Below are 15,596 nucleotides of genomic sequence, written 5' to 3' on the forward strand. Positions count from 1 at the left end.
CATGGGCGCTGGGCGACAAGGGCTCATCCTGTTCGGGCACGGCGCGCGCGACGCGCGCTGGCGCGATCCGTTCGACCGGCTTCACGAAAAGCTCGTGGCGTTGCTGCCGGACTGTGCGGTTCGACTGGCGTTCCTGGAACTGATGACGCCGTCGCTGGAGGACGCCATCGACGAGCTGGCGGCGGCTGGCGTTGGCGCGATCACGGTCGTGCCGGTGTTCTTCGGCCAGGGTGGGCATCTGCGGCGCGATTTCCCGCTGCTGATCGACGCGTGCCGGGCGAAGTATCCGGGGGTGGAGATTCGCGCTTCGGATGCGGTCGGCGAAGTCGACAGCGTGCTCGATGCCATCGCGGCATATTGCGCGCTGACCCTTTCTCCCGCTCCCGCCCCCGATTCTGGACATTAGCCCGGGACACAAAATGCAAAAAGGCCAGAGTCAATCTCTGGCCTTTTTTCCACCGGGCAAACCGATCACGCGGCGCGTTCGGCTTCCACGTACTCCGTCGCCCTGCTCCCCAGGGCCTCGCCGATCATCAGCAGGCTGGGCTGCACCGGGTCCATCCAGCGTGCCGCCTCGCCTGCCGCCATCTGGCCCAGCGTGAACTGGTGGCTGCGCTGGCGCGGCGTCGTAGCGGCTTCCACTACCCATGCGGGTGTCGACGCCGGCTTGCCGCGAGCGATCAACTGCGTCGCAATGTTCGCCGCCTGATCACGGCCCATGTAGTAGATGATCGTGTCTGCCTTCACATCGGCCTCCACGTCGACGGCATCGGCCGCCTTGGCCTGGGTAGCGAACGCCACGCTGCGCGATACACCACGCTTGGTCAAGGGCCGGCCGATCGCGCTGGCCGCCGCGAGCGCCGCGGTGATGCCGGGCACCACCTCGTACTCGATACCGGCCGCTTCCAGCGCCTGCAACTCCTCGTCGGCGCGGCCAAACAGCATCGGGTCGCCGCCCTTGAGCCGCACCACGCGCTCGTGCTTTGTGGCCAGGTCGACGATCTGGCGATTGATGAAGAGCTGCGCCGTGGAACGCTGGCCGCAGCGCTTGCCCACCTCGACCAGTTCGGCCTGCGGACACCACGCCAGCATCTCGGGCGATACGAGTGCATCGTGCAGCACGACCTGCGCCTCGCCCAACAGTCGTGCGCCGCGCACCGTAATGAGATCGGCCGCGCCGGGACCCGCACCAATCAGGTACACCTTGCCCGTGGCCTTGCCGTGCTGCCTGTCCATCCTGACCCTCGCTGTATGAAGTACCCGACTCAGACGATATCAGGCATACGCACGGATCATGCCCGCCGCCACCGTGTGGTTGGTGGCTTCGTCGATCAGCACGAACGCGCCCGTCGCCGGATTGTCGCCGTATGTATCGCAGACGATCGGCTTCTGCAGCGAGATCTGCACCGAACCGATGTCGTTCAGGTTGATCTCATGGCGGCCGGTTTCGTGCGACAGCGTATGCACATCCAGCACGCGATCCACCGCCGACACGCGCGCGAACACGCTGGCCGTAGTGTGCTTGAGCACGTACTTGCGCGACGGATTCAGCGACTCATCGTCGAACCAGCACAGGTCGGCAGTCAGCTTCTTCGCCGATTCGGCGGCGGTATCGGCCGACACGAACATGTCACCACGCGATACATCAACGTCTTCGGCCAGACGCACCGTGACGGTGTCGCCGGCGCTGGCGGAATCGGCCGATCCATTCGGCGTCAGCACTTCGGCCACCACGGCTTCGCGATTGGCGGGCAGCACGCGCAGCTTCTGGCCCACGCGCACGGTGCCGGCTTCCACACGGCCAGCGTAGCCACGGAAGTCGTCGGCGGCGGAACCGTCCTGGCGAACCACCAGTTGCACCGGGAAGCGCAGCGCGGCATCGCCTACCGGCGCCACATCTTCCACCGGCAGCGATTCCAGCAGCGGCAGCAGCGGCTCGCCCTGGTACCACGGCATGGCGTCGCTGGCATGGACGATGTTGTCGCCACGCAGTGCCGACACCGGCACGTAGGTCACATCCTTCAGGCCCAGTTGCGCGGCCAGTTCGATGTAGGCGGCGCGGATCTCGTTGAAGCGCTGCTCGCTGTAGTCAACCAGGTCCATCTTGTTCACGGCGACGATCACGTGCTGCAGTTCCAGCAACTTCAGGATTGCCGAGTGACGCTTGGTCTGGGCCAGCAGCTCGGCGCGGCCGTCCTTGACCGTGACGCGGGTGGCATCCACCAGCACGATGGCGGCGTGCGCAGTCGAGGCGCCCGTCACCATGTTGCGCGTGTACTGCTCGTGGCCCGGCGTATCGGCAATGATGAACTTGCGGCGCGCGGTCGAGAAATAGCGGTAAGCCACGTCGATCGTGATGCCCTGCTCTCGCTCGGCCTCGAGGCCGTCGGTCAGCAGCGAGAAGTCGATCTGCTCGCCAGCGGTGCGCTTGTTCTTGGCGTTGGCCAGCGCGGTGAGCTGGTCGGACAGCACTGCCTTGCTGTCAAACAACAGACGGCCGATCAGCGTGCTCTTGCCGTCGTCCACGGAGCCCGCGGTGATGAAACGCAGCAGGCCTTGATGTTGGGATTGGTGAGACATTGTCGTATTCCTCTGCTGCGTCGATTTAGAAGTAGCCTTCTTTTTTCCGGCGTTCCATCGACGCTTCGCTCGTCTGGTCGTCCATGCGGGTGGCGCCGCGCTCGGTGATCTCGGTCACCGCGGTCTCCGCGATGATCTCCACCGGCGTGGCCGCGGTGCTAGCCACCGGGCACGTGCAGCTGATGTCGCCCACGGTGCGGAAGCGGACCGACAGCACTTCGCTCACATCGCCATCCTGCTTCGGCGTAATCGGCGTCACCGGCACCAGCAGGCCGTTCTTGCGCACCACTTCGCGCTCGTGCGCGTAGTAGATCGGCGGCAGGGCCAGGTTTTCGCGGGCGATGTACTGCCACACGTCGAGTTCGGTCCAGTTCGAGATCGGAAACACGCGCATCTGCTCGCCTTGGGCCATGCGGGCGTTGTACAGGCTCCACAGTTCCGGGCGTTGGGCCTTCGGGTCCCACTGGCCGAACTCGTCGCGGAACGAGAAGATGCGCTCCTTGGCGCGAGCCTTTTCTTCATCGCGACGGGCACCGCCCATCAGCGCGTCGAACTTGTGCGCCTCGATCGTTTCCAGCAGCGTCACAGCCTGTGCGGCGTTGCGCGAATCGGTTTCCTTGCGCAGGCGCACGGTGCCACGCTTGATCGAATCCTCGACATGGCCCACCACCAGGCGCGCGCCCAGTTCGCCCACACGCTGGTCGCGGAACTGGATCACTTCCGGATAGTTGTGGCCGGTGTCGATGTGGACCAGCGGGAACGGCAGCTCCACCTTGCGGTCGCCCAAGCGGAAGGCCTTGAGCGCCAGATGCAGCATGACAATCGAATCCTTGCCGCCGGAGAACAGCAGCGCCGGGTTGCGGCACTCGGCCACCACCTCGCGGATGATGTAGATCGATTCGGCTTCGAGCCGGTCGAGGTGGTCGTTCTGGACCTGCAGCAGGTGTTCCACGTTGGCGGGGATGCCTGCGCTTGCGATGTCGTTCATGATGCCCATGTCGTTCTCGGCCTCAAATATTCTGTTCAGTGCTTGATGTTCTGTTCGTGGAGCCCGCACTCTTTCGAGTCCTTGCTCTCCCACCACCACCGTCCGGCGCGTACATCCTCGCCGGCCTTGACCGCCCGCGTACAGGGCTCGCAACCGATGCTCGGATAGCCCTTCTCGTGCAGCGCGTTGACCGGGACGTTGTGGCGCGACAGGTACGCCCACACTTCGGCCTCGGTCCAGTCGGCCAGCGGATTGAACTTGGGAATGCCGCGCGACTCGTCCGTTTCCTCGAACGGCAGTTCGGCGCGCGTCACGGCCTGCTCGCGGCGCTGGCCCGTCATCCACGCATCGGCGTGCGAAAGCGCGCGATTGAGCGGTTCCACCTTGCGGATGCCGCAGCAGCTCTTGCGCAGGTCCACGCTGTCGTAGAAGGCATTCAGGCCGTTCTTCTTCAGGTAGTTCTCCACGGCTTCCTGGTCGGGCGTGAACTGCTCGATCGTGTAGCCGTAGTGCGTCTCGACCTTGTCCAGCACAGCAAGCGTTTCGGCGTGCAGGCGGCCGGTGTTCAGCGTGAACACGCGGATGCCGGCGCGCACGGCCGGGCTGCCGCGCAGGATCGCGTCGGTCAGCACCATGTCTTCGGCGGCCAGGCTCGTGGCGAAGCGCGCGCGGAAGAAACGCGCCGCGATTCCGGACAGGCGTTCGGCCAGTTCACGTTCCTTCACTTCGAGCGCCTCGATCGTGCCGGCGTACGCCGGCTTCGTCCACAGCGCTGGGGGGCGCAGCGACGACACCGAACCGTCGACGACTGGGATCTCGGAGATCACGGAGCTCATGCCACGCCCCGGGCGGTCACGTCGGCACGTGCGCGGCGGAACAGCGGCAGCGGCTCGTCCACCGAAGCCTGGTAGGCCACCGTGAACTCGGTGAAGCCCTTCAGCGCGTCGTCGATGTTCTTGTCGGCGCGCACCGCGAAAGTGTCGAAGCCGCAGCGCTTCATGAAGTTGAGCTGATCGCGCAGCACGTCGCCGATCGCGCGCAGCTGGCCTGCCCAGTGGTAGCGCGTGCGCAGCAGATAGGCCGACGAGAAACCGCGGCCATCGCGGAACACCGGGAAGTCCACGGCCACGACCGATACGCGATCGAACAGCGCTTCGGCGTCGCCCGGCTCGTCTTCCGGCGCCAGCCACACGCCGGTGATGGCCTTGTCGCGGCCAGCCAGCAGGGCTTCGTTCGCCTTCCACACCGACAGCGGGAACAGCACGGCGTCGGTGCCTTGCGCGACGGCAGCGATCTTTGCCTCGTCGAGCGGTTCGGTTTCGGTGGCACGCAGCACGGTCCAGCTATCGTCGACGATGACAGGACGGAATTCGGCGGCGTCGCGTTGCAGTTGAATGATCTTTGCCATGTTCGGTAACTCCGTTCGTCAGGCTTCGGCGCGCTCTTCGCGCTGCTTGTCCGCGTACACCCGTTCCTTGAACGGCGCGATGCCAATCCGGCCAACGGTTTCGATAAAGCGCTCGTCGCCAACACGGTTGGCCACGAATGTCTCGATGATGCGCGACACCACATCGGGCATCTCGTGGGCGCTGAACGACGGGCCGATCACCTTGCCCAGCGCCGTGTCATTGCCCTGGGCGCCGCCGATCGTGACCTGGTACCACTCGGCGCCATCCTTGTCGACGCCCAGCACGCCGATGTTGCCGACGTGGTGGTGGCCGCAGGCGTTGATGCAACCCGAGATGTTCAGCGAGATGTCGCCGAGGTCGTAGACGTAGTCGAGGTTGTCGAAGCGCTCCTGGATCGCCAGCGCGATCGGAATCGACTTGGCGTTGGCCAGCGAGCAGAAGTCGCCGCCCGGGCAAGCGATGATGTCGGTCAGCAGGCCGATGTTGGCCGTGGCCAGACCGGCCTTCTTCGCGTCTTCCCACAGCGCGAACAGGTCACGCTTTTTCACATCGGGCAGCACCAGGTTCTGCTCATGCGCCACGCGCAGTTCGCCATAGCCATAGCGATCAGCGAAATCGGCAACCGTGTCCATTTGCGCGGACGTGGCATCGCCCGGGGGCGACACCGGACCCGGCTTGGTCGACAGCGTCACGGATGCATAGCCCGGCACCTTGTGCGCGTGCACGTTGCGGTTGACCCAGCGTGCGAACGCCTTGTTCTCGAGCAGGTGCTTTTCGAACGATGCGTCGGTGTCGGGCAGCTTTTCGTAGGCGGGCGGCTGGAAGTACTGCGCCACGCGATCGAACTCGGCCTGCGTCAGCGTGCCCGGGCCGTCCTTGCTGAACTTCCACTCTTCTTCCACTTCGGCGGCGAACTTCTCGGCGCCGATGGCCTTCACCAAGATCTTGATGCGGGCCTTGTACTTGTTGTCGCGGCGGCCGTAGCGGTTGTACACGCGGATCGCGGACTCCACATAGGTCAGCATGTGCTGCCACGGCAGATCTTCCTTGATGATCGTGCCCAGAATCGGCGTGCGGCCCAGACCTCCACCAGCAAGGATGCGCAGGCGCGTCTCGCCAGCGGCGTTCTTGTACGCATAGATGCCGATATCGTGCATCTGCACCACGGCGCGGTCATCGGCCGACGACGAGATGGCGATCTTGAACTTGCGCGGCAGGAACGCGAATTCGGGCTGGAACGTGCTCCACTGGCGCAGCAGTTCGGCCAGCACGCGCGGGTCCACCGTCTCGTCCGGCGCCACGCCGGCGAACTGGTCGGTGGTGATGTTGCGCACGCAGTTGCCGGAGGTCTGGATGCCGTGCATTTCGACGCTGGCGAGGTCGTCCAGCACGTCGGGCACGCGCTCCAGATCCATCCAGTTGTACTGGATGTTCTGGCGCGTGGAGAAATGGCCGTAGTCGCGGTCGTAGGTGCGGGCGATATGGGCCAGCATGCGCATCTGCTTCGAGGCCAGCAGGCCGTACGGAATCGCCACGCGCAGCATGTAGGCGTGACGCTGCATGTACAGGCCGTTCTGCAGGCGCAGCGGCAGGAATTCTTCCTCGGTCAGCTCATCGGACAGGCGGCGACGCACCTGGTCACGGAACTGGGCAACGCGCTCCTGGACGATACGCTGGTCATATTGATCGTACTGATACATGGTGTGGGTCCGTTCAGTATTCGGTAACTTTAGGGAGGCTGGTCAGGAATGAAGCGAAGCGGTTCTGGCAAGGCCGTGTAACGACGCCTGAATCATTCATAACCGGTCTCATGAAACGAGCTTGATGGCCACGAGCGTCAGCGTCGTGGCAAGTGCGGCGCGCACGATCCGCTCGGGCAGTGCCCGCGACAGTTGCGCACCGAGCCAGATGCCGGGGATCGAGCCCACCAGCAGCGCCAGCAACAAATTCCAGTCGACCGTGCCGAGCCACACGTGGCCCAGCCCTGCCACGGCCGTGAGCGGCACGGCGTAGGCGATATCGGTACCGGCCACTTCGGCCGGTTTCATATGGGGATACAGCAGCAGGATCAGCGTCGCGCCCACGGCGCCGGCACCGATCGACGACACCGTCACCAGCACGCCGATCACGGCGCCCACCAGCACGGTGGCCACCACCTGCTTGCGGCCTTCGAGCTGGAAGCGCGGGTTGCGCGCCAGCCAGGCCAGCATCTGCTTGCGGAACAGCAGCGACAGCACGGTCAGCAGGACCGACACACCGATCGTCACGCGGATCGCGTGGAGCCACTGCGCATTGAGTTCACCCGCGCTCTTGAGCACGAGGATGGCGGCCACGGCGGCCGGCAGGCTGCCCACGCACAGGCGGCGCACCACCTGCCACTGCACATGGCCGTGCGCCCGGTGGGCCAGCGTGCCGAAGCCCTTGGTAATCGAGGCAAACGCCAGGTCAGTGCCCACCGCAGTGGCCGGCGAGAAGCCGAACAGCAGCGTCAGCAGCGGCGTCATGAGCGAACCCCCGCCGACTCCGGTCAGACCGACCAGGAGACCTACCAGCAGACCGGAAACGGTATAGGCAAGGGACATCGGGGGGGATTCTCGAGTTGCCCGGCTTTCCCCTCGTCCGCGTCACCTATACAGGCTGGGGGCTGGACGCAATACGGGCAGGCCGAACGTTTAACAAAGTTCGAGAATCGTAATAAACTCGCCTCATACCTCAAACTAATAAGAAGTTGTTTGTTTATACGGACGCAGTTATATGAACCTTCATCAATTCCGCTTTGTGCGTGAGGCTGTCCGTCAGAATTTCAACTTGACGGAGGCCGCAAAGGCGCTCTATACGTCACAACCCGGCGTTTCCAAGGCGATTATCGAACTGGAAGAGGAGCTAGGTGTCGATATCTTCACACGACACGGCAAACGGATTCGCAGCCTGACCGAACCGGGGCGGCGCATCCTGACCTCGGTAGAGAAGATCCTGCAGGAAGTGGAAAGTCTGAAGCGCGTGGGCAAGGACTACGCGGCACAGGATCAGGGCAACTTCACCATCGCCACCACCCATACCCAGGCCCGTTACGCGCTGCCGCGCGTGATCAGCGAGTTCACCAAGCGCTACCCGAAGGTGCGGCTGTCGATCCAGCAGGGCAATCCGGCGCAGATCGCCGACATGATCTTGCATGACCAGGCCGATCTGGGCATCGCCACCGAGGGCATCTCGGGCGACAAGAGCCTGGTGTCGCTGCCCGGGTACCAGTGGCAGCATATGGTGATTACGCCACCTGACCATCCGCTGCTGGAGAAAAAGCACCTGACGCTGGAAGACCTGGCCACCTTTCCGCTGATCACCTATGACGTGAACTTTGCTGGCCGGCCCAAGATCGACAAGGCATTCGAGTTGCGCCATCTCCAGCCGGACATCGTGCTGGAGGCCATCGACGCCGACGTCATCAAGACGTACGTCGAGGTTGGCCTGGGCGTCGGCATCGTGGCCGGCCTTGCCTACGACCCCGAACGTGACCGCAACCTGCGCGGCATTCCGGCCGGCCACCTGTTTGGCACCAATGTCACCCACCTGGCCGTCAAGCAGGGGGCCTATCTACGCAGCTTCGTCTATACATTCATCGAGTTGTTCTCGCCGACCCTGAACCGCAAGCTGGTGGAACAGGCGATGTCGGGCGACCACGAAGCCTACGAACTCTGAGCATCGCTCGAAGCACCCTGCCCTATATATATGTCAGTCACTGATTCCCTCCCGACGATCCACTGGACCGAAGACGGCGCCGAGCGCAGCGCGATGTGGCGTTCCGAAGCCGGCCTGCCCCCGCCGAAACGCGTGGTGATCGCCGACGACCAGACGCCGGCCGATACCGCGTTCCGTCTGGCCAGTGAAGGCACCGCCCTGCTCTGGCGCGGCGACTTCCAGAATGCGCGCCAGTTACTGCAGGCGATGGCGCGGCGCGTCGATCGCAAGCCGAAGAAGGCGCCAAAGCCGGCCGCCAGCCTCACCGAGGCGTTCCACAAGCACCGGCTCGCCCAGTCGCAGCGGGCCCGCACGCTGGGCATGTTGCTGCTGCCGTTCGAGGCCGGCCACGTGGTGCCGCTGCGCCGCGCGCCCGATGTGCATGAAGCCTGCGAGCAGGTCTACGGCCAATCCGACACGCCGTACGTGGCGTCGATGCGTGAACTGCTCGGCCTGATCGGCGCATTCGAATGGCGCAAGAAAGGCATCGAGATCCCGGCGCTCGGCGAGCGCATCCATCCGTGGTACGGCGTGTTTTCGCCTGTGCGCGGCGAGTACATCGACCTCGTGGCGAAAGAACCGCTGCCATCGGGCACCCTGGCGTTCGACATTGGCACCGGCACCGGCGTGCTCGCGGCGCTGCTGGCCCAGCGTGGCGTGAAACGCGTGGTAGGCACCGACCAGGACGCCCGCGCGCTCGGCAACGCCCGCGCCAACATCGAGCGGCTTGGACTGACGGGCGACGTCGAGATCATCGAAGCCGACCTGTTCCCCGAAGGCCGCGCGCCGCTCGTGGTCTGCAATCCACCGTGGGTACCCGCACGCCCGAGTTCGCCGATCGAGCACGCCGTGTTCGACCCGGACAGCCGGATGCTGCGCGGCTTCCTGAACGGCTTGGCCGCGCATCTGACGCCGGATGGCCAGGGCTGGCTGATCCTGTCGGACTTTGCCGAGCATCTGGGCCTGCGCACGCGCGACGAACTGCTTGGCTGGATCGATGCGGCGGGGCTCAAGGTGCTTGGCCGCTCTGACATCCGCCCGCGCCACCCGAAGGCCGCCGATGCCGACGACCCGCTCTTCGCCGCGCGCAAGGCCGAGATGACGTCGCTGTGGCGACTGGCTGCGAAGTAAGCCACATAGTCGACCCCGAAGCCGTCCCCAAAGCCGTCTCCGAAGTCGTCCTCTTCACGATCCTGTCTCGTCCGGGAGTTCGCCCATGCGTCTGCGCAAGCTGCTGCTGCCAGTGATGTCCATGTTGTCTTTTGGTGTCGCCACGGGGTCGGCCCATGCCGATATCCGCGTCGGCGTCGACCTGTCGACCACAGGCCCCGCCGCCGCGATCGGCATCCCGTCGCGCAACACGGTGCAGATGTGGCCGCAGACGCTTGGCGGCCAGCGCGCGCAGTACATCGTGCTCGACGACGCCACTGACCCGGCTGCTGCCGTGCGCAACGTGCGCAAGCTCATCGCCGAGGACAAGGTCGATGTGATCGTCGGCCCCAACATCACGCCAAACGCGATTGCCGCGCTCGACGCCATTGCCGAGAGCGGGACGCCGATGGTGGCGCTGGCCGCCTCGGCTTCAATCATCGAGCCGGCCGGCGACGCACGGCGCCGCTGGGCATTCAAGATGCCGCAGAACGACGCCCTGATGGCGACGATCCTGACCGAGCACATGACCAACCAGGGCGTGAAGACGGTGGGCTTCATCGGCTTCAACGATGCCTACGGCGAAAGTTGGTGGCGCGAGTTTTCGAAGATGGCCGAGATCCGTCGCCTGCGCGTGGTGGGCAACGAGCGCTTCGGGCGCACCGATACGTCGGTGACCGGGCAGATACTGAAGCTGATGTCGGCGAATCCGGATGCCATCCTGATTGCGGGCTCGGGCACGCCGGCAGTGCTGCCTCAGAAGACACTCGGCGAGCGCGGCTACAAGGGCCGCATCTACCAGACCCACGGCATTGCGTCGTGGGACTTCCTGCGCGTGGGTGGCAAGGACGTCGAGGGCACACTCTTTCCGACCGGGCCAGTGGTGGTAGCGCGGCAGTTGCCCGATAGCCATCCGGTGAAGAAGGTGGCGCTCGATTTCGTCACGCGCTATGAAGCGAAGTACGGCCCGGATACGGTGACGCAGTTTGCTGGCGATGCATGGGGCGCATGGCTGCTGCTCGACGATGCCAGCCGACGCGCGCTCAAGAGCGGCGCGCAGCCAGGCACGCCAGCGTTCCGCGCCGCGCTGCGTGACGCGATCGAATCGACGCACAACCTGACCGTGCCCAATGGCGTGCTCAACCTGAGCGCGCAGGATCATCAAGGTTTCGACCAGCGTGCCCGCGTGATGGGCGTGGTGCGCAATGGCAAGTTCGCCTACGCAGGCGACAAGTAAGACAAGTTCTAGGAAGCATTCATGACCACCGTAGCATTTATTGGCCTTGGCGCGATGGGCGCGCCGATGGTGGGCCACCTGATCCGCGCCGGCCATACCGTGCGCGCCTTCGTGCGCCGACCCGAAGCAGCCGATGCCGCGCGCCAGTTGGGCGCGGAACCGTTCTTCACGCCCGCGGAAGCCGCGCAAGGCGCGGCCGTCGTCTTCACTAACGTGACATCGTCCGAGGACGTGCGCGAAGTGCTGCTCGGCCGGAACGGCGTGGTGGAAGGCGCCGCGCCAGGCACGATCTGCGTCGATCACAGCACCATCTCGCCGATCGTCACGCGCGAGATAGCGCAAGCGCTGGCAGCGTGCGGCATCGAGGCGCTGGACTGTCCGGTATCGGGCGGCACGGTGGGAGCGCAGGCCGCCACGCTGACGATCATGGTCGGCGGCAAGGCCGAGGTGTTGGAAAAGGTGCGTCCGCTGCTGGAGCAGATCGGCAAGACCATCACGCACATTGGCGACAGCGGCGCAGGCCAGGTGGCCAAGCTGTGCAACCAGATCGCTCAGGTGGTCAATATCGAAGGCATCGCCGAAGCCATGCGCTTTGCCGGCGCGCAGGGCGTGGACACTGCCAAGGTGTTCCAGGCAATGTCCACCGGCATGGCCGGCAGCCGTATGCTCGACATGCTCGGCCCGAAGATGGTGACGCGCGATTTCTCCGCTGGCATAGAGTCGCGGCTCCACGCCAAGGATTTCGGACTCGCGGCGGACATCGCCACCGAGATTGGGCTTGAGTTGCCGGCGATGCGCGCCACGTCGGCGCAACTCGGCGAGTTGATGGATCAGGGCTGGGGCAAGGACGATACGTCGTCGCTGCTGAAGGTGCTGGAGCTGAAGGGCTGACGAAAGTCACCCTGTAGGCGAGCGACTGGCGTCCGCTCGCCCTCGGCCCATCCAGCCGTTCAAAACCCCGCGATCATCCCCAGCAGCGCGCGCATCATCGGACTGTCGTCGCGCATCAGGTCATCCATCGCATTGAAATGATGGCGGCCCGGCAGCGCGATCTGCTCACGCACATTGTCAGGCCATGCCGCGTGAATCAGCGCGTTGTGGCGGTGATACTCGCTCGATTCCAGTTCGCCCACCGCCGTGATCAGTGGCGCGCGCGTGGCCGGCAGCATGAAGGCCGGCGACATGCGCGCGACGTCCGAATCCGTAAGCTTCAGATCGGCCTGCAGGAACTCAGTGCGACGCAGCGGCTCCAGATCGTACAAACCGCTGATCGACAGGCCACCCTTGACCAGATCCGCCGGCAGATCGGCACCGACCTGCGGCCACAGGGCCGTCATCAGCATGGTCACCAGATGGCCACCCACCGAATGTCCGGCCAGGAAGATGCGATCCGGGTCATGGCCCAGCGCATCAGCCTGGCGATACAGCCATGCCACTGCTTCCAGTGCCTGACGCACAATCGTTTCAACGGTCACGTCCGGGCACAGCGCGTAGTTGACAACCGCCACCGACACACCGCGCCGAGTCGGCACGCTGGCCACGAAACTGTGATCGCGCTTGTCCAGCGCCCGGTAGTAGCCGCCGTGCAGGAATACCAGCAATGGCGGACGCGTGCCATCCGGCACGTGCATGGCCGGGAAATAGTCGTATGTCTCGGTGGCGACCAGTGACGAATCCACCTCTCCGTAGGACAGATCCTCGAAGTACTCGATCGCACCGGCCCGCGCCAGCGCCGAATCCGCCGCCCAGCGCGCCATGTGTACGGGATTCTCGGGCACGTTCGCGCGATTGTTGTACTGCTGCGCGTAAAACGCGGGGTCCTGCGAAGGGAGTTCAGCCAATGCGGCAAACGTGGCGGCAGGGGCAACATCCAGGGGCGGCTGGACTGACATGGCACTCGGCTCCAGTGGCATCTCGGGGGGCACCGCAAGGCGCGGTTGCGCGCTATCCTACCGCAACTGCCGCCCCTCCCTGACTCCACAGGAATACCAATGGTCGTCAAGCGCCGTCTGCGAGAAGGCCGCGATGGCCAACTCGGCCCGCCCCCCGAAGCGCCAACAGCAACCGGATCGCTCTGCCCGCTATGCGGCCGCAGGTTGCTGGACGACGCCACAACCGACCTGCACCACCCTGTGCCACGCAGCCACGGCGGCCGGGCAGTCGTGCCAATGCACCGCGTCTGCCACCAGAAAATCCACTCGGTCTTCACGGAGGCGGAACTGGCCACGACCTATCACGACTGGAACGCGCTGCGCGCCCATCCAGCCATCGCCGATTTCATCCGCTGGATCGCCCGCAAGCCACCCGGCTTCTACGACCGCAGCCGCGCCACCAACGCCCGGCGCGGACGCTGACACCAAACCCGCCCCGGGTTGTCCGACTGGGCGATTTCCGGCATAATCCGCGATTCATCGCAGTGCGACAGGCATTCTCGCCCGTCGCCAGATACCCAGCCCGGGTGGTGAAACAGGTAGACGCAGGGGACTCAAAATCCCCCGCCGCAAGGCGTGTCGGTTCGAGTCCGACCCCGGGCACCATCGAAAGATCAAAGAGTTACCTCACTTTTTGATACTTTCAGATACTGGCGAATACTTCAAATTTCGCGCCATTTTTTCCCAGTTTTTCCCAACGCTGCCGTTTGACTTGTGCAGTGTCCTTTGCGATACTTTCCCTGCGGCTGCGGGGACGTCACACTCCCCTATCCTGCAGGGAGCCAGATTAACTGCAGGGAACTGCTGAGCGATAGTCAACGTCGGGTTGACTCCCTCGCCGAGCGGAGATGCGGCTGACCTTTATGAGCGATGTAGTAGGAGCTGCCGTCCTTCGACGACAGTAGGGGAAGAAAAGGGCCACGGACCAAGTCTTCCCGCTTCCGATGACCGCTTTCTGAAATCCCCGACTTTTCCTAGCCAAGGGCCCGTGGGCCCGGCCCGGTTGCACCGGGCTGGTGGAAGGAAAAGTCCGTGCCTACATCCCCTGCATTCGCCTACCTGGAATCTATATTTCCGGGCATGGCACTTCTTCCCGTCCTCGAAGCAGGACAGTGCCTCTCCTACGCCCCTCAAACCATCAAGAACAAGGTCCACAACGGAACATTTCCGGTCAAGACCATCCTTGTAGGCGGAAAGCGCGTCGTAAAGAAGACGGATCTCGCGTACTACATCGACGGACTCGGCCAGGATAGGCCCCGGCGCGGCCGACGCACCAAAGCCGAACTTCTCGGCGGGAGCGTTGGCCAATGAGGAGCAATATTGACGCAGGCCCCGCCACGATAGGGAATCCAATCGATTCAGCCCCACGCTTAGGGTCAGCTTGCCAGAAAGGAAACCGAGACGCTCAGTTTACTTCTGAAGCATTGGCTCTCGAGGCTGAAAGTGCCAAAAATGCAGGCGCCATGGGTTTCATGGCCCGCGTGCTTGTGCAAACAACATTACCGCATAGCATCCAGAATGGTCCGCGATATACGCGAAGGAATGGCACGCTAACCGTTTCTATCACAGACCTAAGCGGTGCCGGACTTCCGTACGGCAGCTATCCCCGGCTCCTGCTGATCTGGCTAACCACGGAAGCCTGCAGGACGAAGAACCGGCAGTTGGAGCTAGGCCCATCGCTATCTTCGTTCATGGCCGAGTTGGGATTGATGTCGACCGGCGGCAGATGGGGCACCATTCCAAGACTCAAGGATCAGATGGCGCGCCTGTTCAGCGCTGCCATATCGGCCACAAGCACAAGCGGTGAGTCCACCGCACTCCATCATCACAGTGGGAAGAATCTTCTGGTCGCGGATGACTTTGACCTATGGTGGAGTCCGCACAGCCCAGATCAGACTACCCTCTGGCGATCAACCGTGACATTGTCTGAGGCACTCTTTCAACAAGTCATCGACCGGCCCGTTCCCGTGGACTTGCGAGCAGTCAAGCTACTGAAAAAATCACCAATGGCGCTCGACCTGTATGCCTGGAGCACCTATCGAGTGAGCTACCTCAGACGTTCCACCTTGATTCCCTGGGAATCGATGATGCTTAGCCTTGGTACAGGTTACCCAGAAACAGCGCAGGGCAAGGCTGACTTCAAGCGCAAGTTTGTACAAGCTCTCCGCAAAGTTTCCACGGTCTATCCAGCGCTACGAGCCAGTCCAAATGAGCGTGGCCTGCTGCTGCAACCATCCACAACGCATATTCCCCGGCAATCTAGGTTCGATAAGGGAGGATTTTCGTGCAGAGATTGAAAGAAGTAGAAGGTGTTGCTCGCATTGGCGCCTTATTTGTTGCCGCGTTGGCAAGCATGGCAAGCACAGTCGTTGTGGCCCAGAGTAATAGCAACGACCGCAGCGCCTACGTTCAGCGGGGGCTATCGGCGTTTCAGCCCCAATCCGTGCCAATGCAAGACTGCCAGCGTAGTGCAGCCGACTTCGCCAGTCATGGGCAGTGTGGGCAGGGGGATCTTGCCTGCGTGGCCCGGTTAGAGCACGAGCTGAAAAACACTGTCGAAAAGAACT

At 63.9% G+C, this 15,596-nt stretch carries 16 protein-coding genes and 1 tRNA gene; 9 read left to right on the forward strand and 8 right to left on the reverse strand.

Annotated features, from left to right (window positions below):
* Position 1: 1 nt before the first annotated feature.
* The gene (locus tag RMET_RS14100) at positions 2-406 is read left to right on the forward strand and encodes a sirohydrochlorin chelatase (RefSeq protein ID WP_011517379.1); all 405 of its coding nucleotides are present in this window, start codon (positions 2-4) and stop codon (positions 404-406) included.
* A gap of 65 nt (positions 407-471) precedes the next feature.
* Here the strand turns inward: RMET_RS14100 and cobA are convergent, their stop codons facing one another.
* The 7 genes from cobA to RMET_RS14135 form a co-directional block, all read right to left on the reverse strand.
* A complete protein-coding gene (gene cobA / locus RMET_RS14105) occupies positions 472-1,236 on the reverse strand; it encodes a uroporphyrinogen-III C-methyltransferase (RefSeq protein WP_011517380.1) in 765 nt (254 codons plus the stop codon).
* 39 nt (positions 1,237-1,275) lie between these two features.
* Positions 1,276-2,580: a sulfate adenylyltransferase subunit 1 gene (locus RMET_RS14110; protein ID WP_008644107.1), complete on the reverse strand. Its 1,305-nt coding sequence runs from the start codon at positions 2,578-2,580 to the stop codon at positions 1,276-1,278.
* Positions 2,581-2,605: 25 nt separating this feature from the next.
* On the reverse strand, positions 2,606-3,577 hold the full coding sequence (gene cysD, locus RMET_RS14115) for a sulfate adenylyltransferase subunit CysD (protein ID WP_011517381.1): 972 nt from the start codon (positions 3,575-3,577) through the stop codon (positions 2,606-2,608).
* 26 nt (positions 3,578-3,603) lie between these two features.
* On the reverse strand, positions 3,604-4,404 hold the full coding sequence (locus RMET_RS14120) for a phosphoadenylyl-sulfate reductase (protein WP_011517382.1): 801 nt from the start codon (positions 4,402-4,404) through the stop codon (positions 3,604-3,606).
* Positions 4,401-4,976, reverse strand: a complete 576-nt coding sequence (locus tag RMET_RS14125; RefSeq protein WP_011517383.1) for a DUF934 domain-containing protein — start codon at positions 4,974-4,976, stop codon at positions 4,401-4,403. Before RMET_RS14125 ends, RMET_RS14120 begins: the two co-directional genes overlap by 4 nt.
* Before the next feature lie 18 nt (positions 4,977-4,994).
* Positions 4,995-6,677, reverse strand: a complete 1,683-nt coding sequence (locus tag RMET_RS14130; protein WP_008644114.1) for a nitrite/sulfite reductase — start codon at positions 6,675-6,677, stop codon at positions 4,995-4,997.
* Between the two features lie 108 nt (positions 6,678-6,785).
* Positions 6,786-7,559, reverse strand: coding sequence for a sulfite exporter TauE/SafE family protein (locus RMET_RS14135; RefSeq protein ID WP_008644115.1), 774 nt, complete (start codon positions 7,557-7,559; stop codon positions 6,786-6,788).
* A gap of 172 nt (positions 7,560-7,731) precedes the next feature.
* On the opposite strand from RMET_RS14135, the gene RMET_RS14140 reads away from it, so the two are divergent.
* From RMET_RS14140 to RMET_RS14155, 4 genes are all read left to right on the forward strand, one after another.
* Entirely contained in the window at positions 7,732-8,673 is a 942-nt protein-coding gene (locus RMET_RS14140; RefSeq protein ID WP_011517384.1) for a CysB family HTH-type transcriptional regulator, read from the forward strand.
* A gap of 30 nt (positions 8,674-8,703) precedes the next feature.
* Positions 8,704-9,843, forward strand: coding sequence for a methyltransferase (locus RMET_RS14145; protein ID WP_011517385.1), 1,140 nt, complete (start codon positions 8,704-8,706; stop codon positions 9,841-9,843).
* Between the two features lie 85 nt (positions 9,844-9,928).
* Complete coding sequence (locus RMET_RS14150; protein WP_011517386.1) at positions 9,929-11,098, forward strand: ABC transporter substrate-binding protein; 1,170 nt, start codon at positions 9,929-9,931, stop codon at positions 11,096-11,098.
* A gap of 21 nt (positions 11,099-11,119) precedes the next feature.
* Positions 11,120-11,989, forward strand: coding sequence for an NAD(P)-dependent oxidoreductase (locus RMET_RS14155; protein WP_011517387.1), 870 nt, complete (start codon positions 11,120-11,122; stop codon positions 11,987-11,989).
* Between the two features lie 59 nt (positions 11,990-12,048).
* On the opposite strand, the gene RMET_RS14160 is transcribed toward RMET_RS14155, so the two are convergent.
* Complete coding sequence (locus RMET_RS14160; protein ID WP_011517388.1) at positions 12,049-12,990, reverse strand: alpha/beta hydrolase; 942 nt, start codon at positions 12,988-12,990, stop codon at positions 12,049-12,051.
* Between the two features lie 99 nt (positions 12,991-13,089).
* Between RMET_RS14160 and RMET_RS14165 the strand changes: the two genes are divergently transcribed.
* The 4 genes from RMET_RS14165 to RMET_RS32320 all read left to right on the forward strand — a co-directional run bounded on the left by RMET_RS14165 (position 13,090) and on the right by RMET_RS32320 (position 15,326).
* Positions 13,090-13,452: an HNH endonuclease family protein gene (locus RMET_RS14165; protein ID WP_011517389.1), complete on the forward strand. Its 363-nt coding sequence runs from the start codon at positions 13,090-13,092 to the stop codon at positions 13,450-13,452.
* Positions 13,453-13,550: 98 nt separating this feature from the next.
* Positions 13,551-13,635 (forward strand) — tRNA-Leu (locus RMET_RS14170).
* A 426-nt stretch (positions 13,636-14,061) separates the two neighbouring features.
* Positions 14,062-14,340 carry a hypothetical protein gene (locus RMET_RS14175; RefSeq protein ID WP_011517390.1) on the forward strand — a complete coding sequence of 93 codons (279 nt, stop codon included), beginning with the start codon at positions 14,062-14,064 and terminating at the stop codon, positions 14,338-14,340.
* Between the two features lie 152 nt (positions 14,341-14,492).
* A complete protein-coding gene (locus tag RMET_RS32320; protein ID WP_196776401.1) occupies positions 14,493-15,326 on the forward strand; it encodes a replication protein RepA in 834 nt (277 codons plus the stop codon).
* The last annotated feature ends 270 nt before the right edge of the window (positions 15,327-15,596 follow it).

It is taken from the genome of Cupriavidus metallidurans CH34 (assembly GCF_000196015.1).
Lineage (GTDB): Bacteria > Pseudomonadota > Gammaproteobacteria > Burkholderiales > Burkholderiaceae > Cupriavidus > Cupriavidus metallidurans.